General features: G+C 50.8%; 20 protein-coding genes, 2 pseudogenes and 1 other annotated feature. Of the genes and pseudogenes, 10 read left to right on the top strand and 12 right to left on the bottom strand.

Annotated elements, in window-relative coordinates; all coding sequences use genetic code 11:
* The 4 genes from AQR02_RS24130 to ylbJ form a co-directional block, all read right to left on the bottom strand.
* Positions 1-724, bottom strand: a 724-nt coding sequence (locus AQR02_RS24130) for a S41 family peptidase (protein WP_148449194.1), incomplete at its 3' end; no start/stop codon positions are given.
* Between the two features lie 66 nt (positions 725-790).
* The gene (locus AQR02_RS24125; protein ID WP_054942940.1) at positions 791-1,957 is read right to left on the bottom strand and encodes a copper amine oxidase N-terminal domain-containing protein; all 1,167 of its coding nucleotides are present in this window, start codon (positions 1,955-1,957) and stop codon (positions 791-793) included.
* 182 nt (positions 1,958-2,139) lie between these two features.
* Positions 2,140-2,943: an NAD kinase gene (locus AQR02_RS24120; RefSeq protein ID WP_054942939.1), complete on the bottom strand. Its 804-nt coding sequence runs from the start codon at positions 2,941-2,943 to the stop codon at positions 2,140-2,142.
* 134 nt (positions 2,944-3,077) lie between these two features.
* Positions 3,078-4,343, bottom strand: a complete 1,266-nt coding sequence (gene ylbJ / locus AQR02_RS24115; RefSeq protein ID WP_054942938.1) for a sporulation integral membrane protein YlbJ — start codon at positions 4,341-4,343, stop codon at positions 3,078-3,080.
* 364 nt (positions 4,344-4,707) lie between these two features.
* Here ylbJ and AQR02_RS24110 point away from each other — a divergent pair, with 364 nt between their 5' ends.
* Complete coding sequence (locus AQR02_RS24110; RefSeq protein WP_054942937.1) at positions 4,708-5,091, top strand: globin domain-containing protein; 384 nt, start codon at positions 4,708-4,710, stop codon at positions 5,089-5,091.
* A 31-nt stretch (positions 5,092-5,122) separates the two neighbouring features.
* The gene (locus tag AQR02_RS24105; RefSeq protein WP_054942936.1) at positions 5,123-5,824 is read left to right on the top strand and encodes a DUF2225 domain-containing protein; all 702 of its coding nucleotides are present in this window, start codon (positions 5,123-5,125) and stop codon (positions 5,822-5,824) included.
* 122 nt (positions 5,825-5,946) lie between these two features.
* On the opposite strand, the gene AQR02_RS24100 is transcribed toward AQR02_RS24105, so the two are convergent.
* Both AQR02_RS24100 and AQR02_RS24095 read right to left on the bottom strand, forming a co-directional pair.
* Entirely contained in the window at positions 5,947-6,177 is a 231-nt protein-coding gene (locus AQR02_RS24100) for a hypothetical protein (RefSeq protein ID WP_054942935.1), read from the bottom strand.
* Positions 6,174-6,356 carry a YycC family protein gene (locus AQR02_RS24095; RefSeq protein ID WP_054942934.1) on the bottom strand — a complete coding sequence of 61 codons (183 nt, stop codon included), beginning with the start codon at positions 6,354-6,356 and terminating at the stop codon, positions 6,174-6,176. Before AQR02_RS24095 ends, AQR02_RS24100 begins: the two co-directional genes overlap by 4 nt.
* Positions 6,357-6,485: 129 nt before the next feature.
* On the opposite strand from AQR02_RS24095, the gene AQR02_RS24090 reads away from it, so the two are divergent.
* On the top strand, positions 6,486-8,285 hold the full coding sequence (locus AQR02_RS24090) for a M3 family oligoendopeptidase (protein ID WP_054942933.1): 1,800 nt from the start codon (positions 6,486-6,488) through the stop codon (positions 8,283-8,285).
* Positions 8,286-8,655: 370 nt separating this feature from the next.
* The gene (locus AQR02_RS24085) at positions 8,656-9,069 is read left to right on the top strand and encodes a hypothetical protein (RefSeq protein ID WP_054942932.1); all 414 of its coding nucleotides are present in this window, start codon (positions 8,656-8,658) and stop codon (positions 9,067-9,069) included.
* Positions 9,070-9,194: 125 nt separating this feature from the next.
* On the opposite strand, the gene AQR02_RS24080 is transcribed toward AQR02_RS24085, so the two are convergent.
* Positions 9,195-9,428 (bottom strand): alpha/beta-type small acid-soluble spore protein, encoded by a 234-nt coding sequence (locus AQR02_RS24080; RefSeq protein ID WP_042180472.1) that lies wholly within the window; start codon positions 9,426-9,428, stop codon positions 9,195-9,197.
* 101 nt (positions 9,429-9,529) lie between these two features.
* Positions 9,530-10,504, bottom strand: coding sequence for an aldose 1-epimerase (locus AQR02_RS24075; protein ID WP_054942931.1), 975 nt, complete (start codon positions 10,502-10,504; stop codon positions 9,530-9,532).
* A 135-nt stretch (positions 10,505-10,639) separates the two neighbouring features.
* Positions 10,640-10,880, top strand: a binding site (T-box leader).
* 61 nt (positions 10,881-10,941) lie between these two features.
* On the opposite strand from AQR02_RS24075, the gene trpS reads away from it, so the two are divergent.
* Positions 10,942-11,931, top strand: a complete 990-nt coding sequence (gene trpS, locus AQR02_RS24070; protein ID WP_054942930.1) for a tryptophan--tRNA ligase — start codon at positions 10,942-10,944, stop codon at positions 11,929-11,931.
* Here trpS and AQR02_RS24065 read toward each other — a convergent pair.
* Complete coding sequence (locus tag AQR02_RS24065) at positions 11,928-12,122, bottom strand: hypothetical protein (protein WP_054942929.1); 195 nt, start codon at positions 12,120-12,122, stop codon at positions 11,928-11,930. The genes trpS and AQR02_RS24065 overlap by 4 nt on opposite strands.
* A 211-nt stretch (positions 12,123-12,333) precedes the next feature.
* Positions 12,334-13,338 (bottom strand): metal-dependent hydrolase, encoded by a 1,005-nt coding sequence (locus AQR02_RS24060; RefSeq protein ID WP_054942928.1) that lies wholly within the window; start codon positions 13,336-13,338, stop codon positions 12,334-12,336.
* A 259-nt stretch (positions 13,339-13,597) separates the two neighbouring features.
* Between AQR02_RS24060 and cyoE the strand changes: the two genes are divergently transcribed.
* The 3 genes and pseudogenes from cyoE (at position 13,598) to AQR02_RS35225 (ending at position 15,155) form a co-directional block, all read left to right on the top strand.
* The gene (cyoE, locus tag AQR02_RS24055) at positions 13,598-14,521 is read left to right on the top strand and encodes a heme o synthase (protein WP_054942927.1); all 924 of its coding nucleotides are present in this window, start codon (positions 13,598-13,600) and stop codon (positions 14,519-14,521) included.
* A 17-nt stretch (positions 14,522-14,538) separates the two neighbouring features.
* Positions 14,539-14,766 (top strand): annotated as a pseudogene (locus AQR02_RS35375) (SCO family protein); the annotation flags it as partial.
* Positions 14,767-14,849: 83 nt separating this feature from the next.
* Positions 14,850-15,155: an SCO family protein gene (locus AQR02_RS35225; RefSeq protein ID WP_342447499.1), complete on the top strand. Its 306-nt coding sequence runs from the start codon at positions 14,850-14,852 to the stop codon at positions 15,153-15,155.
* Positions 15,156-15,229: 74 nt separating this feature from the next.
* On the opposite strand, the gene AQR02_RS24045 is transcribed toward AQR02_RS35225, so the two are convergent.
* Positions 15,230-15,586 carry a hypothetical protein gene (locus AQR02_RS24045; RefSeq protein ID WP_054942926.1) on the bottom strand — a complete coding sequence of 119 codons (357 nt, stop codon included), beginning with the start codon at positions 15,584-15,586 and terminating at the stop codon, positions 15,230-15,232.
* Positions 15,587-15,776: 190 nt separating this feature from the next.
* Entirely contained in the window at positions 15,777-16,949 is a 1,173-nt protein-coding gene (locus tag AQR02_RS24040; RefSeq protein ID WP_054942925.1) for an MFS transporter, read from the bottom strand.
* Positions 16,950-17,206: 257 nt separating this feature from the next.
* Here AQR02_RS24040 and AQR02_RS24035 point away from each other — a divergent pair, with 257 nt between their 5' ends.
* Both AQR02_RS24035 and AQR02_RS32645 read left to right on the top strand, forming a co-directional pair.
* Positions 17,207-17,647 carry a hypothetical protein gene (locus AQR02_RS24035; RefSeq protein WP_054942924.1) on the top strand — a complete coding sequence of 147 codons (441 nt, stop codon included), beginning with the start codon at positions 17,207-17,209 and terminating at the stop codon, positions 17,645-17,647.
* Between the two features lie 70 nt (positions 17,648-17,717).
* Positions 17,718-18,201 (top strand): annotated as a pseudogene (locus AQR02_RS32645) (transglutaminase domain-containing protein); the annotation flags it as partial.

Genomic DNA, 18,201 nt, shown 5'->3' with positions numbered 1-18,201 from the left:
CGATATTATAGGCCGAATCCATATAGCCGCCTGTATTATCGCGCAAATCCAGAACCAGTGAGTTCATTCCGGCTGCCCGCATGCTGTCAAGAACTTTAGAGAATTCTTCATCAGCACTCTGGCTGAAACCGGTAATCGTGATATAGGCGGTATGATCACCAATGATTTGTCCGGTGACTGAGGCCGATGTGATATCATTTCTGGTCACGCTGATGGTTTTGCTGGCACCGTTTCTGCTGATGAGCAGGGAAACCTTCGTTCCCGCGGTACCGGCGAGTTCATCGCCCGCAGTATCACTAACCGCAACGCCATTGATTTTGAGGATAGTGTCCCCGCGTTTCAGGCCGGCCTGCTCAGCCGGTGAACCCGCAATAACCTCTTCAATGTATAGCTCTTTAGTAACAGGAGTATATACCAGTCTGACACCGATGCCTACATATTCAAGGTCGACCATACTCTCAAACTCAGCGGCTTCTTCTTTGGTAAAGTAGGTGCTGTATGGATCCTCCAGTGTGTTAACCATTCCGTCAATCGCGCCGCGGATCAATGTATCGTGATCAACGCCTTCTACATTGTAGCTTTCTAAATATTGCATGATTTCATTAATCAGATCGGTATTTGAAGAGGTCTGCGTGCTGTCGGCTGCCAGAGCTGCCGGCGAGAACATGACAGACAGCGCCAGACAGCCGCTGAGAACAGCAGTGATCACTTTAGCTGATTTCATTAGTGGATGCACCCTTTGAGTTTATTTGGTAATGCGATTGTAATGCCTCCTGAGCTTGCTGCCAGTCTAATCAAGATAGTAGAAATCATCGATCGTCCAAGTCCCGCTCTCCGATTGATAGAACAAGAAGACCATTGGTTGTTCGTAGGTTTCACCAGTTCCGGCATCCTTTACAGTAACTTCAGCGTAAACAGCGGCTTCATCTGAAGCATAGTAGTAGATATTCGAGGTATTCAGTGTATATTTAAGATCATAATTGTCGAAAATATCCTGCAAATCTGCCTTGCTGGATGAATCATAGTCTTCTCCGTATGAGCTCATCTGGGCCATCGTTCCGTCGATGTTCTCACTCGTCATTGCCTGGAAATACTTGCTGAGATTGTCCTTGATGGTGGTTGCGTAGCCTTGCGGAATTTCGGCGGATTTCATGCCTTGTTCACGTGTCAGCAGAACGGTCTTTTCCTGAGTATTAATTTCGGAAATTTTCCATACACCATTGGTGCGGACGAGATTGTACAGGTATTCGACTTTCTCATCCGGGATATAATATCCGCCGGTCCGGATTTCTTTCTCGACGGTGTAGACAGTGGCTTCATCGCCTTGAATACTTAGGATTTTAAGAGTCTCAAGTGTAGTTTTCATGTCATAATTCTGGAAAAAGGAGTTCAAGGAAGAGACCTCATCCGTATAGCTGTCTCCGTCATCCACAAGGGAGTAATAGCTTACGGCTTTTTCCTCATTATAATATTGGACAGCCTGCTTGATGAGTGCTGTAATAGCTTTCTCATCACTTGCTGCTGTTGAGACAGCAGTGGTGATCTTCACACTTCTGTTAACAGCATCCCAGACCGCAGTGCCGCCGGTAGCCTCAGCTACAAAACGGAGCGGGACGTAGGTGGTGCCTTTGCTGGAAACAGGGGCTACTGTCAGTTTCTTAACCGTACCGTTGACGGATGCACGGTTGCTGCCGATTTTGAGGCTGATCGTAAGATTAGCGCCGGTACCGGTAACCGTTCCAGTCTTGGCATCCCATAACACCTGCATTCCAAGCTTTTCAAAAACAACCCGGAAAGGTACCAGTACAGAGTTATTATCAAGGTACGGGGCACCGGCAGGGAAGGTAAGACTGCTGCCGTTGACATAGACGGAGATCGGTTTGGCGGCGGCAAACGCAGGGACCGCAAGCACGAGAGCCAGTAGGCTTACTCCAATTAAGGACAATAGTTTTTTCAACAGTTTCTCTCTCCTTTAAGTAGCAACACTATGTAAAATAGGTTCATTATACCATTTGATTTTTCTCTATGTCTATCAATTCATGTCAGATAGAATAGAAAAGTTTGTAAAATTTACCTGCGCACAAAAGAGCCGGGATTGCTTGCATTTCCCGGCTAGTGAATCATAGGTGAGTCTGATCCTTAGATCAGAAAAGCTTCGCGGACACGGTTCCAGAAAGGGAACGGGCGGTACCGGGCAAAGCTTATTTTTTTGTCGGATACTTGGCAGCGGACAGAAATCAGATCATCCACAGGAATATTGTTATGGTCGACCGTCAGCAAAAGACGCTGATCCTTGCGCGAAAAAATGTCGCAGTGATGATGCTTGGGCAGCATAAGGGGCGAACCCATCGTACGGAATACTCGATTATTAATGGAAGCTATCTCGGCAATCTGCAGCGCTTCTATCGAAGGATGCACCATTGCGCCGCCAAGGCTTTTGTTATAGGCTGTACTGCCTGACGGTGTAGAAATGCACAGTCCGTCCCCGCGGAACATTTCGAAGGTAACATCATTGATATCCATCTGGATGACCACTGTTCCGTCAACACCCTTTAGGGTGAACTCATTAAGCGCAATATGGGAAGTGGAACCGGATTTCTTGTGAATTTCCAGCTCTAGCAGCGGATAGCGCACGATGAGCGGCTGATGTGGCGCTAAATCGGTTGTTCCGCACATATGGTCGATCAGGGCAGGCAGCTCCTCTGCCTTCCAATCTGCATAAAAGCCCAGATGGCCGGTGTGCACACCGACAAAAGCGAGATTGGGAATCTGATCGATAAACGTATGAAAGGCATGCAGCATGGTCCCGTCTCCGCCAATGGAGATGACGATTTCCGGAGACTCTGCATCCAGCTCCAGGTTACGCTCCGCCGCCAGCTTGTGAAACTGCTCCGCAAGTTTAATGGACAATTCGTCTCCGCGGTCCAGAACATAATATCTCAAGATGTACAGGCTCCTTTGTATGTTTCAGTCATACAACGATCATAATCAATCTTGACCTGGAACACAATATTTGAACCTGTAAAGAATCGACGCGGCGGTGTGCAGAATGCCTGAAGGGAATACTAATAGTCTGCTTATGGCCGCGGCCGGAGCAGCGGAGTTTTTCGCAGCAGCCAGACCAGTAGTGACAGCAGCAGGGCTGCTCCCAGCAGCACACCCAGCAGACCGAGGCTGGCGGCCAAGCCGGAGACCGGTGAAGAGGCGAATCCGGCAAAAACAGGTAAAGAGCTGAAGCCTGCAGACAGCCTGGAACCAACAACAGGTTTCCAGAGAAGGAGCAGCAAGACCGCCGACAGGAAAGCGTGCACCAGCCTTGCTGCCATAAAGGGCAGATAGCGCAGGCCTGTGCCGTTCAGAATGCTCGCCACCTGGGCGTGAACCGATAATCCGCCCCAAGAGAGGATGAAGGCTGCCGTCGCAGCTTTGAACTGCAGGGGTACAGAGGCAACGGCTTCACCGGCTGAACGGGCGCCTATCGTTACCTCGAAGAAGCCGCTGGCGAGTGCCGCTGACAGCCCGGGCGGGAAGCCCGCAAAGGACAGCAGGCTGCCAAGGACACTAAACAGGGCCGACATAATTCCGGCGCGGGTGAGCAGCTCCATTAGCACGTTGAAGAATACAACCAGTCCTCCAACGACAATAATAAGCTGCAGTGAGGACTGCACTGCGCTTTTGAGCAGCTCACCCAAACTCCGTCCGTCCCTGTGCCGGGCCTCAGCCATGGAGTTCAGCGCTAAGCGCAGCCTTCCTTGGCGCTGTCCCCCTGCAGCCTGTGGAAGCCCGGACGACTCGCCAGGTAGCGCAGATACGGCAGCGGACTTGTCCTGGCGGCCGTGAAAGGCCATCAGAAGACCCACGATCAATCCGCCGCCGTAGTGCGAGAGTGCCAGTACAAGCCCTAAGGAGGCATCGTGAAAAAAACCGACAGACACCGCTCCCAGAAGAAAAATCGGGTCCGATGAGGTCGTGAAGGCCACCAGCCGCTCGCCTTCCACCCGGCTGATCAGTTGCTGTTCGCGCAGCTTTGCGGTTAATTTGGCACCGACTGGATATCCTGATACGTATCCCATGGCCGCCACAAAACCGCCGCTGCCGGGGATATTGAACAGCGGGCGCATGAGCGGATCGAGCAGAGCTCCGAAAAGATGCACTACCCCGAAGCCAAGCAGCATTTCGGAAATGACAAAGAATGGAAACAGCGAAGGGAACAGCACGTCCCACCAGATGGCCAGCCCGCGCAGTGCTGCGGCAAGCGTGTTTGCCGGGTGCAGCAGCACCAGCAGCATACAGCCGGCCAGGAGCAGGCCCAGCAGCGGTCCGCCCAGCTTTTTCAAAGTCATAAGCAACGCCTCCCGGTCTATGGTTAGATGTATGCAGAAAGTAGGACAAACAGCACAAAAAAGTTCGGAAAGCGATTACAATTTTCTGTGATTTTCAGCTTGAATTATGGTATTATAAAATTAATTAGTGCACACCTATTTTATATTAATAATTAGGGATGGAGTGATGGTGATGAGTGTGGTTGCCGGAGTTCTCGTTTGTGCTTTTGTATATGTTATCCGGGTCTCGCTCGTCCCTCCAGGTGATGAGGAATTTAGGACCTATTAAATAACTCCCAAGGTGCTAAACTTAAGTTTAGCGCCTTTTTTTTTGGTATAATAAATTTAGCCGTACATTAATATGGAAGAAAGCTGGTAACCTCCGATGAATCCAAACGCTAGTCTATATGAGAACCTGGGGGGCGCTGAGGGACTTCACCGTCTGGTGGAAGTGTTTTATGCCAAGGTGCAGCTTCATCCGCAGCTAAGCCCGTTATTCCCTGCCGATATTACTCCTGTTATGGAAAAGCAGTATCAATTTCTCAGTCAGTTTTTTGGCGGGCCTGCACTATTCTCACAGCAGCATGGCCATCCGATGATGAGAGCAAGACATATGCATGTTCCGATTACACCGGAGCGTGCCGACGAATGGCTGGACTGTATGAAAGAGGCACTGGAGGAAACCGGTGTAGAGGAACCGCTCCGTTCATTTGTTTTGAACCGGCTTGCTGGACCCGCACATCATTTTGTCAACATGCCTGAGGAGTAAGGAGTAGTTGATCGCGAAAGGATGAGGGCATTTGACAGAGTTAGTCCCCCTGTATTCAATTAACGTAATTTGCAGCAACTGTGAGCATGAATTTTCCACCTCGCGGGTGCGCCCAAGCCTTAAAAGAGCGATACGCCGTGATGCAGATTTCTGCTCCTATTACAAAGATGAGAATCCCGATTATTATGTGGTGCGCGTCTGCCCGAAATGCGGGTTCGCCTCCACGGAGAATTCAGCCGACAAGCTGGCCGACTGGCAGCGCAAAGCATTTATCGAACAGGTAGGAAGCCGGTGGAAAAACCGCGATTTCGGCGGGAAACGCAACTGGGAAACCGCTCTTGAAACCTACAAGCTTGCGCTGATATGCGCTCAATGTATCCAGGACAAGGAACGGATTATTGCCAGCCATCTGCACCATATCGCCTGGATGTACCGTTATAAGGGGGAGACGGCGCTGGAGCAGCGTTTCCTGCGGTATTCCCTGGATGAGTATATCAAGGTATTTGAGAACGACGGAATGGGCGGCAATGATGCCCGCCTGATGTTTCTGATTGGTGAGCTGAACCGACGAATAGGGGAGTATTTGAACGCAGTGAAATGGTTCTCGCGTCTGATCAATGACCAGAGGATTATGGATGCAGCGATGATCCGGGCGGCCCGTGAGCAATGGACGCTGCTGCGCGAACAGATGCGCGGTGAAAATGTTGATCCGGACAGCATTCCCAATCTATAGCCGCTTGTAGCGGAGTGCAGGTATGTGCAGTCAAAAAAGCGCAAAACAGAGGGAGCCCTCTTTTGCGCTTTATAGCAGCTGTCATGATAACAGCGGTATATTGGGTTGTTTACTCCGATTACTCAGCGGACAACACGGTCAAACAGCAGATAGTCGGCGTCATTATCGATGACCGTCGGGCTTGTACTGCAGCAGGGGAAAACCAGCAGCTTTTTTTTGCCGTCGCGCACGAGCTGCAATTCCTTCGGCTTCATCGGCAAAAGTACATTTTCCTCGTTGCAGAACGGACAATATTGTACATACAGGTCACCATAAATAATGTCATAAGGCCAGGTATGGCTGAAAGGAATCATTCGGTTTCCTTCTCAGGTGATGCCTCTGTCCCGCTGGTACCTTCACTCTGCTTCTTGGATAATTCGGCGATTTTTTGCAGCAAAATATGTTGAGGCATATGCATCAAGTGTTCCAGGGGAACGCCCAGCTGTTTGGATAGGGTGATCGCTGTTTCCGGTGAAATTTGCAGTGGTTTCATGTTGCAGCCCTCCTAAGTTTAATGTTAGCTGTGGAGCCGCTGGCGCCACGCTTTTCGTAATTCACTTTACCATGGCTTCAGGCCAAATACAAAGAAAACCAGATGATAGCAAAGGAATGGTGGAAACCAATGAAACAACCGATATCGTTAACCTGGGATTTGGATTCTATTTTCCCGGGAGGCTCATCCTCTCCCCAGTTTGAGGACTTTCTTAAGAAGCTCGAAGCGGATATTGAATCTTTGCGCAAGCAGGTTGCTGGCGCAGAATCTCCTGCTGACGCAGACGCTACCACAGCACTGGATGGCGTAATCGAGCTGCTGCAGAGCTGCGCCGGCCGCCTGACTCAGGCAGCGGAGTTTACCGGCTGTCTGGGTGCCCAGAATCAGCAGGACAAAGGAGCTGTCCGGCTGTCCTCCAAAGTAACAGGGCTGGGCGCCGGGTTCGAGGGGATCAGCTCGCAGTTCGATAGTGTACTTCGCCAGACATCAGACGCGGTTTGGGCACAGTGGATGGCCCGTCCTGAGATTGCACCGCTCTCTTTCGTACTAAGTGAAAGCCGTGACCTGGCCCGTGAGAAGATGAGCCCGGAGCTGGAGAGCCTTGCGCTGGAGCTTGCCGTAGACGGCTATCATGGCTGGAGCGAGCATTATGAGACGATTGTAGGCTCGATCCAGATTCCCTTTGAAGACAAAGACGGAACGAAGCTGCTGTCTGTCGGCCAAGCGTTCAACAAGCTGAGCGATGACGATGCGAGTGTACGTGAGACCATGTTCCGCAAATGGGAAGAGACCTGGGCTGCTGCTGCGGATTACAGTGCCGACACCCTCAATCATCTGGCAGGCTTCCGCCTGATGCTGTACAAGGGAAGAGGCTGGGACGATGTGCTGAAGGAACCGCTTGGCATCAACCGGATGTCGCGTGCCACCTTGGATATGATGTGGGATGTAATTACCAGAAACAAACCTGCACTTGTATCGTATTTGCAGCGGAAAGCCAAGGTTCTCGGCAAGGATGCATTATCCTGGGTCGATGTTGATGCACCGGTCGGCAAATCCTCCGGCAAAATTCCTTATGAAGCAGCAGCAGCAGACATTGTAACGCAATTCCGCAAATTCAGTCCGAGGATGGCGGATTTTGCCGAGCATGCTTTCGACAATAACTGGATTGAGGTCGAAGACCGTCCGGCTAAGCGTCCAGGCGGCTTCTGTGTATCTTTCCCCGAGAGTAAGGAATCACGCATTTTTATGACCTATAGCGGCACGCCTTCCAATGTTTCGACACTGGCACACGAGCTGGGCCATGCTTATCACTCCTTCCTGCTCGATGACCAGCCGCTGTTCAATCAGAACTACGCGATGAATGTCGCGGAGACGGCCTCGACTTTTGCCGAAGTGATTGTAGCCGATGCTCAGGTGAAGGCATCCACTGAAGCTGATGAGAAGCTTGCATTGCTTGAAGCGAAAATTCAGAACAGCGTTGCCTTTTTCATGAATATCCACGCCCGTTTCCTGTTTGAGACCCGTTTCTACGAGAAGCGCAAAGAAGGTCTGGTTAATGCCGAAGAACTGTCGGCACTGATGGAAGAAGCCCAGAAGGAAGCCTTCTGCGGAGTGCTCTCTGAATATCATCCGCATTTCTGGGCGTCCAAGCTGCATTTCTACATCACGGATGTTCCGTTCTACAACTTCCCGTACACTGTCGGGTATATGTTCAGTACCGGGCTGTACCGGTTAGCCCTGCAAGAAGGTACATCGTTTGCAGATAAATATGATAACCTGCTGCGGGATACTGGCGTGATGACGCTGGAGGATCTGGTCTTGAGACATCTCGGCGTTGATCTTAAGAAGCCAGACTTCTGGCAGGGAGCTGTCGACTTGATCGTCGAAGATATTAACGAATTCCTGCGGATGACCGAGCAATTTGCTTAAATGTTTGTCAAAAGTTAGACAATTCATTTTTTTGAATAATGGTTTATAATGTTCAATCTATGTGTGAACGCGCAAAAGCCCCTGTTTAGGGGCTTTTTTTAACTGCTTTTTTGTCGAAAATAGTCGCTATATAACGGGAATCCTATTTATCAATAATGTAAATTGCGCATTTATAGGGACTTTCACCCAATTATGTTGAATAATGTTGTAGCGCTGAATTTAGTATCCTATAATGAGCCTAAAGCCTTATATAAGGCCTGCAAGACATAAATGCGAAGGTGTTTTTCTACAAAAACTGAATAAGCGGAGAAGCATTGCTGACAAAACTTAAGTTTATGCTTCTGCTAACAAAACTTTTAGGAGGAACAATATGCTACGGACGGAACAACTCTCACTGGCGAGACAGGTGGATTTAGTGTTTAAGGAACTGCAGGAGGAATTGTCAGGGCTAAATTCCGGTACGGTTTTTATGCAAATCAGGAATAATGTCATCGGCAAATTTGGTATCCGCCATAATCCGCTGTCCGGCCGCGGTGGCGCAATAACAGCTGAACATGATGGACTCAGCTCCGGCCAGCAATCCTCGTTCCGGCTTATGGCGCTGGAAAGCCTGAAATACAAACGGCGCTGGACACACGGCGAGATCAGCTATGAATTTGCGGTCCGCCAGGGAATGGTGGTTGTTGATGCTATTCTGGAGTCGAATTATAATATGGCCAATCTGATGATCCGCGCACCGAAAGGCCCGCATTCCGGTGATGCTTCCGATCAGTATTTCGGCTGAGCCATACATAGATCATTCCTTAGCAAAAAGCCCGCCTACGCTCCAACAAGAAGCGATAGACGGGCCGGAAAACTACTCCGTATCAGGTATTAGCCTGCCGGATAAATCCACTTAAAATAAGGCTACTACGAACGACCAGACAGTTGTTGTTCTGCCAGTTGTACCAGACGTTTGGTGATATATCCTCCCAAAGAACCTGTTTCGCGGGAAGTGTAGTTACCGTAGTAACCGTCTTGAGGAATCGTAACACCAAGCTCTTGTGCTGCTTCATATTTCAACTGCTGCAGCGCTGCATTCGCTTGTGGAACGACCAGGTTATTGGAACGGCTTCCACGACCTTGTTGACCTGCTTGACCCATGTTTGTTCACCTCCTTCGTCCGTTGTGAAGATAGTATGGGCGCAAGGAGAAGAATTCATGCACGAGATCAGAAGGTTTTAAGGATGGTAATTATATGAAGTTTAGAGCTTAGGATAGATCATTTCAAGGGTGCACGGCAAAGTCAGTGTCTCACCAGGATTTAGTGTAATTAATCCTGTGAAGGAATCATCCTGCTGAAGGTTTGGCGCATCAGGCAGCCAGGTATACGGTTCGGCACACAAATACTGTTCTGCCGGGCCTTTGGTATAAACCACCCAGTGGCGGAAATGGGCTCTGTCCGCAGTATAGCGGATCCCGTACCCGTCCTCGCGCATCAGCAGAGCTTCTGCCGGCTGTCTATCTCCAATCCTCAGTACAGTGTCCAGATCCGTACCCTTCAGGTTCATTCCCTGGTGTAAAGAATCTAGCGTCCCTAGAGGAAGCACTTTGCCGCTGGGCAGCAGCTCCGGGTTCAATTCGTAGATGCTTTCAACAGGCAGTCTTAGGTTCCAGCGCTCCGGTTCACCATCGATCATGAACCAGGTATGGTATCCAATTCCGAAAGGAATGCTGTTAGACCCTAAATGAGTAACCTTCAGCGTCTGCTGAAGCCGGGCATCCTGAAGCCGGAACGTCATTTCAAACCGCAGCGGCTCTGGAAATTGCTCCAACCAGTGGGCATCGTCCGCAGTGTTGAATTCCGTCGTTACCGCGCAGCCTTCTTCGTCCTCTTCGATATCGCTCACACACCAGGACTGCGTCCGGTGTAGGCCGTGGATATGGTTATATTCAGCTGTATTCTGATCGAACTGGTACAGGATGCCCTTGAACTCAAATTGTCCTTTGCGTATGCGCCCGGGGGGAACTAAAAGCGGGATGCCGAAATGATATGGCTTCTGCATATAATAAGCTAAGTCGCTTTCATCAGGCCTGCGCAGGATTTGCCGCTGTTCCTTGTGGTCCCATAAGGAAATGACGTTGTTTCCCAGCCGCGGCAAAAGCGTGACTTCCAGCTCGCGGCTATGCAGAATATAAGTGTCAAAACCGCCCCACTGCCCTTTGGTCACCTGTTTCATGAGAGATTGGCTCCTTTAACTTAACTTGATCGCAAAGAACACGAATATCCTTATCATAACAGATTTATGTACCCGTGGTTAGGCGATTTGACAACTTCTCTGTATCGCTCTATGATGAATGCATTAAGTTATGATGACAATGTGATGACAGGGACAAGTAAGCGGAAAGTGCACCTTCAGAAAGCCGGTGGTTGATGCGAACCGGTGGGACACTCCTGACTGAATGGACCCTTGAGCGCCGCGTTTGAACAGGCTGCAGGCCTTAGTAGACCGGACGGTTCTTCTCCGTTAACGGAAGCTAAGGCTGTTTGGAGGATATTTTTGAGGAATGTCCAAACAGCGAATAAGGGTGGCACCACGGTCTCACGTCCCTTGCGGATGTGGGACCTTTTTGCGTTCACGGAAAGCGGAATAAATTGATGGAGGTAGGTACTATTATGGCTAAAAAAGTATTGTCAGGCATTCAGCCCAGCGGTTCATTGACACTCGGTAATTATATCGGTGCTATTAAGAATTTCGTAAAACTGCAAAATGAGCACGAATGTTTCTTCATGGTGGTGGATCTGCACGCCATCACGGTCGCCCAGGATCCTGCGGCGCTCCGCGAGAATTCGGAATCGGTAGCGGCGCTTTATCTGGCTGCCGGCATTGATCCGAAAATCTCGAATGTCTACATGCAGTCGCATGTGCCTCAGCACGCAGAGCTGGGCTGGATCTTAACTACGCTGACCGCCATGGGCGAGCTGGAGCGCATGACACAGTTCAAGGACAAATCCTCCGGCAAAGACTCAGTCGGTGCGGGACTGTTCGTGTATCCGTCACTGATGGCCGCGGATATTCTGATCTATAATGCAGACCTGGTACCGGTTGGGGAAGACCAGAAGCAGCATCTGGAATTAACCCGTGATTTGGCGGGCCGCTTCAATCACCGGTTTGGAGATTTCTTTACTGTTCCTGAGCCTTATATTCCAGAAGTGGGTGCACGGATCATGTCGCTGGATGACGCCAGTAAAAAAATGAGCAAAAGCAATCCCAACGCCGGCAGCTATATCGCATTACTGGATACACCGGATATCATCCGCAAAAAAATCAGCCGTGCGACAACCGACTCGGGCCGTGAGGTTGTGTTCGATCCAGCGAACAAGCCGGAAATCAGCAATCTGATGAGCATTTATGCCGAGTGCTCCGGCATGAGTCTGCAGCAGATTGCCGACAAGTATGAAGGCCAAATGTACGGAGGCTTCAAGAAGGATCTTGGTGAGGTCCTGGTAGCTACGCTTGAGCCGCTGCAGCAGCGGTATCATGAGATCCGCAGCTCCGGCACCCTCAGTGACATCCTTGCTGAGGGGGCGGAACGCGCCCGCAATGTGGCTTCCCAGACCCTGGCCGGAGTTAAGGAGCGGATGGGCTTCCTGCCTTACCGTTAAGAGGACTGCTGCCTACTGTTCTCCTGTTTGCGTCTCAGCCGGGCCTTCAGGATAAACCCCCAGCCGATGTTAAGAACACACAGGACACCCAGCAGCAGTGCCAGCCAGATATTATAGCTGATACAGATGGAGGCGGCTGTAAGAATCAATATTGAAGAGGTTGCGAACCAGAGTGACAGACCTTTACCCATACATGCAGCCTTCCTTTCTATAATAGCAAGTGAATGAACCCGCAGCGCTCCCGCGCTGCGGGTTTTCTTTGACGTGGTTAATAGGTGGAAACGCTTTATGGTGATTGTGCCTTAAGCAGCGCCAGGCGTCAAGAGGGGGATAAAACAAAGCAGTGATCCTCCGGTTTCGGGAGGACCACTGCTTTGACGGCTGTTTAATTTTGCTCCTTAACTACAACTTCATCGAACCGGGGTCGATTGCAAACCGCTCGTCCAGCTTTTCGCTGCTGAGCCAGCCCACATAGGTGTTGAGCGGATGATACTGGCCGTCCATCACGAGCACCGCCACGAAAGGGAATTGCTTGCGGTGTAAATAACGCACATCTCCCCAGCGTACAATATAACCAGAGGTCAGTTCTTCAACCTCGGCTACGGCGTAAGAGGTAAAATAAAGAAAGGCCTGAATATCCGGATGTGACTTGGAATGCTCTACAGCGGGGTGAGTGGAGCACACCGCATGCTTGAACCATTCGAGACGTCCGCCATTCAGTAAACCGACATTGTAGCTGCCATCCGGTTTGGCTTTAACCACATTCCAGCGCGAAGGCGAGATCGTAGGGATGACGAAGTAGCGGTCACCCTGATCGTGGTGGACATCCTTATTTTTGATATTGCGTGTAATCCGAGCGTGCACAAGCGTCCGCCAGATGTAGTACACGGCCACGCAGATATACAGAACGATAAATAAGGGGGCCGGAGGAATAATCCCGCTAATCCAGAGAATAATCGCAGCCGCATGGCTGCCGAAGATAAATGGATCAAAGATATGGATAATGTTCCAGGCGATCCATTTCTCCGTAAACGGGCGTGCAGCTTGAGTTCCATAGGTATTGAACAGATCTGAGAACACATGGACGGCAACTCCGATGAAGCTCCAGAGGGCAATATGACTCAGGTTATGAAGATCTGTAAATCCGAATATCGGCCCGATGACAAGCGTAATCAGAGCCGGCCAGAGCAGCAGAAAGGGCAGAGAATGGGTGATTCCCCGGTGATTGCGGATGTACAGGGCGTTGTTCTTCAGACGCAGCGCAGTGTCAGCATCTGGGGCTTGAGAAGCCAGTACTGTGGCGATCATTACAGCACCAGCCAGCGTCGGCTGTGAGGCAACGGCAGGATCAACGAAAGAGAGTCCGGCGAGTCCGAGGCCCATTACAAAATGTGTTGCAGTATCCATTGGTCAGATCTCCTTTGTACGGAAGTTCCCTATTAATAACTACCCAATTTTACACCGACTTATTTAAGGGAAGAGAATAAATTTAGTCACTCAATTGTCAAATTGATGAACATCTTGGTCAATGATTGTCAAAGTCTTTCCTGGTTTGTTATGATAAAGTTAACAGCGGGGTGGATATCATTCTCAATTAAGAACGAAACAACCATTCTTAAACTCCGACGGATCGCTTAGAAGTCCCTTAGAAGGAGGAACACCATACGTGGACAATCAATTGAGATATTCCGATTCCGCAGCTGCTTCCGCCAAATCGCCCCGGGAAGGCGCCAGCTGGCGTGATTTCATTACAGTAACGAAGCCGGGCATTATCCGCTCTAACCTGATCGCTGCTTTTGCAGGATACTGGGTGGCCTCGGGCTGGAATGTAGAGTACGGTAAATTAATACTGACATTGCTTGGAACAATGCTGGTCATGGCTTCAGCCTGTGTGTTCAATAATTATTTTGACCGTGACCTGGATATGAAGATGGAGCGGACCCGCGAACGCGGACTGCCGACCGGCAGACTTAAGCCGAACACAGTGCTGCTCTATGCCATCGGGCTTGGTATTGCAGGTCTGGCTGTGTTGTTTGCTTTCTGCGGTGTGCTCGCCGGGCTGTTCGGCATTGTCGGCATGTTTGTTTATGTAGTAGTTTACACGCTTTGGCTTAAAAGAACATCTACATGGAGTACCTCGGTAGGAGCTATATCCGGAGCAATGCCTCCCGTGATCGGATATGTAGCGGTTACAGGCAAGGTGGATCTCGGGGCGTGGCTGCTCTTCGCCATGCTGTTCCTGTGGCAGCCGCCCCATTTCTGGGCGCTTGGCATCCGCCGCAAAGAAGAATACAGAGCGGCAGGTTTTCCGCTGCTGCCTGTAGTGAAGGGAGTCCGGCGGACCAAGTTCCAGATGATTCCTTATGTCGCGCTGCTGCTGCCTATTCCGGTGCTGATGTACATGTATGATTATGCAGGGATTTTTTACCTCTTTATATCTGCGGGCTTGTCCCTGGTTTGGCTGTATTTAACGCTGACCGGCTTCAAGGCGAAGGATGATGATGCCTGGGCCAAGAAGAATTTCTTTTTCTCCATTAATTACCTGACAGTCAGTCTGATCGTGCTTGTGCTGAATACGATTCACGGTTAAGAGGGGGAGAGGCACCTGTGCATACCTTGAAACGCTACAAATGGACCTGGCTGCTGCTGCTGATTGCGCTGGGTCTGGCGGTTTATTTAGCAGTCAATTCGCTGAGCTTTGCCAAAAGTAAACTGCCGGTGATCGGGGAGGTACAGGATTTCTCTCTGGAGAATGTGGACGGAAAGCTAGTCACGCTGGCCGATACGCAGGGGAAGGCGCGGCTGGTCTATTTCTTTTTTACGGAATGTCCGGATGTCTGTCCGATAACGACGTATATGCTGTCCGAAACCCAGGATTTGCTGGAAAAGGACGGCAGCTTCGGTAAGGACGTGAATTTATCTCCATATCCTTTGACCCGAAGAATGATACGCGTGAGGCGATCAAAACATTCGCTGACCGCTTCCATGTTAATTATGACGGCTGGTATTTTCTGCGCGGAGATCAGGAGCAAGTCCGTAAGCTTGCGGCGGATTCCTTCAAAGTTCTTATCTATGGGGACAACAAGGATAATTTCGCCCACGCCAATCTCATTGGACTGGTGGACCGGGACAATCAGCTCCGCGGGCTCTACGATGCCGGAGATTCGGAGAACGTAACGCCTGAGTTTCTTGCAGATGCATTGAACAAGCTGGCCCGCAATTAAATGATTCCTACATTAAAAAGCCTTGCTCGGCTCCGCTTCTTACGCGGCAGACCGGGCAAGGCTTTATTGTGCGGCTACGATTCCATAAAAGGAAGGGGCTGCGGATAGATGATATATTCCTCAAGCCCGGCTTTTTCGAGCTGGGTAATGCTGTATTCATCCGGAGTGCCCTCCACACCTGCATATCCTCTGCGGGTGTAAATATGAACGGCATCCGGAAAGGCGTCGCGCAGAATGCCGCGGATTTTTTTGCCTGAGCTGTCGTTATCCATGTAGAGATAGACGTCTCCATCACCGATTTTATGCCGCAGTGACTCCAGCTTGAGGGTGCTCAGTGTACCGAAGGTGCACAAAATGTCGACTTCCGGATCAAGCAGACGGCGTAATCGGCTCCGGTCGTTTTTGCCTTCGACAATGATGGTAATGGACATATGCAGTCGCCCCCGTAAGTAAAGTGATTATTACGTATTGTGCTTAGATATATTTTACCTAAGGTTCGTCATTTTTAACAGGGCGGCGCGTAAGAGCTGTTCATTCCCCGGGAAATGTCGTAAAAGAAAGATCACCCGGCCGCGGCCGGGTGATCCCCATACTAACCTAAAATAAAGAACTGAGTGTTTCCTAAGCAGCATGACTGTTCAGGCCGGTGCGGTAAGGTGCGGGCTTGTTATCCCCTCTAGGCGGAAGCAGGATAATGGCAGTCATCAGCAGCACAAAGGCAATGAAATAAGGGGATACGTAATCGCGCAGCTGTCCGGCTGCAACCGGTCCGGCAAAAGCGCCAAGGGACATTGCAATCGACTGCAGCGAGAACGTGCGGCCCAAGTGGCCGCCGCTGCCCAGACTGATGAACAGTGAAGCCATGGCCGGAAACAGCACGCCTTTTGCTGCACCGAGCAGGAAGAGCACGACACCTGGAGGAATGCTGGTAAATGCAGCCAGAGTAAAGAAGCATAGAGCCATACCGAGCAGCGCGGCGGCGATCCGGGCAGCCGGTGAGAGGCGGTTCAGAAAAAACAGGCTGAGCGTGGCTAGCGCCCCGAGACTCAGTAGGGAGAGCAGGATACCGGTGGAGACCATTCCGTCCTTTCCCTGGGACAGCGGCAGCTCGAAGAACAGCACCCCCTGGGAACAGGAGGCGAAGAAGGGCAGCAGATAATAGCGCTTTGTCACTTTGGCCTGAACAGGGGCCGGGCGGGCCGGTTTATCCTGTAAAGCTTGGGGCGCTGGAACAGGAGATAGTGCAGGGGAATGCTTCGGTACGCTGAATAAGGCCATGAGCCCGGTGGCGATCAATAGCCAGCCGAGGGTGCTGAACGTGCCGGAGTAGCCTGTCTTGTGCACAATGTAGGCTCCGGCTGCCGGAGACACTACCGAGGCCAGGGTGTGGATGATGCCATGTCCGGACATGTATTTGCCTTGTGTCTCCGCATCAGACGACAGGGAGGCCAGCAGCGTCATACAGGCAGGCGAGAGGAATGCCAGCGCAAAGCCGCTGGCTGCCCGCAGCATCAGCAGATGCCAAGGGAGTTGTGCATGGGCCTGCAGCAGCAGAATCACTCCGGCCGCCGTCAGGCTAAAGACGATATAGCGGCGGCTGCCATTGCGGTCAACCAGCACGCCGGCCAGCAGATTGCCGGGAAGGTGAGTCAGCGAATACATGCCCATCATCCAGCCGATGAAGGCCGGCCCCGCGCCGAGTGAGATTGCAAACGGAGTCAGAATGGGATACTGGGCGTGCAGATCAAAGAAGGCCAGAAACAAAAACAAATAGAGCCACAGTGCGGTTTTCACGGAATACACCTCCTAAAGGGCCGGGTCCTGTACCAGAGGGCACAGCCGGCTTATTCAATGCTAGGGATGGGATAAGGCCTACTTGTACTTTACGTGAGACCCTGGGGGCTTATACCAATTTATTCAGCTGCAGCGCATACGGCCAGGCAACCATGAATTATAAGAGACATTCATGTATAATAATTAATATTAATGAAGATCTTGAGGGGCTTGCTCCCTGATCGAACGAAATTTGTGATAGGGGTGTTGTAAAATTGATGGATCCGGCAGTGTGGTCACAATTTATTAGAGAGAACTGGCTTGTTATTGTAATAGCGCTTGTCCTGCTGTTTGCTGTAATTAATCTGGTCAAAACGGTACTCAAATGGGCAATTGTTATTGTTATCGTAGCCGGTCTGTTCATTTACAGCGGAGTTACGATGGATCAGCTCGGTAATGCTGTGAATAAGGTTGCGGACAGTACGGTAAGCACGCTGAAGAGCGAAGCACAGGAGGTCATGCTGAGCGAAGCCAAAGAAGCGAAATATACTTCAGGCGGTGACGGCACGTTTACCATTACAACGCCGAATCTGGAGGTGAAGGGAACAGCAGGAGAGGACAAGGTTGATGTGACCTTCCGCGGGGTTAGCCTTGGCAAGTGGAGTGTAACCGATACAACCAAAACCTTTATCGAAGAAGCCCGGAAGAACGGTAACTAAGCCGGGAATGAATTAAGATTGCTATATCAACGCTTAAATGGGCAGCGGGTGACAGAAAGGAGGTCAGAGTATGCTGAACAGCTGGATCGAAAGTCTTAGTGAGGCCAATGTCATCTCAATTATATTACTGCTAATTGTACTTTTCTCTCTCATGCAGGGCTGGAGCCGCGGATTCAGCCGGGCAGCAGGCGGTTTGTTCGGTCTTCTCGGAACGGGACTGCTTGCTGCGGCAGCTCTGGTAATCGCTGTTCCCGCAGCGCTCTATATCTCTCCCCGTGCCCAGGTCTGGGCTGCGGGAGTTGTGCTTCCGGATAGCCAGCTAAGCGGCTGGCAGCAGTTATACTACACCGCAGTATCGGTGCTGGAAGGCTCTCCGATGGTGCGTTTTTTTTTGCTGCTCCTTTTATGCTATAGTCTCATCCGCCCGCTGCTGGGTCTGCTCTTCCTGCTGCTGCCGTTTCGCCTGCCTAGACGGACAGTGAGGCCGCACGACAGGAAGATTACCCAGGCCAGCCGGCTAAGCGAGCGGTCATTGGACTTGCGATCGGGCTGGT

Origin of the sequence: Paenibacillus ihuae, assembly GCF_001368795.1 — a bacterium.
GTDB lineage: Bacteria > Bacillota > Bacilli > Paenibacillales > Paenibacillaceae > Paenibacillus_AQ > Paenibacillus_AQ ihuae.
The sequence above is the reverse complement of the archived record's forward strand: the minus strand, read 5'-3'. Positions and strand labels throughout refer to the sequence as shown.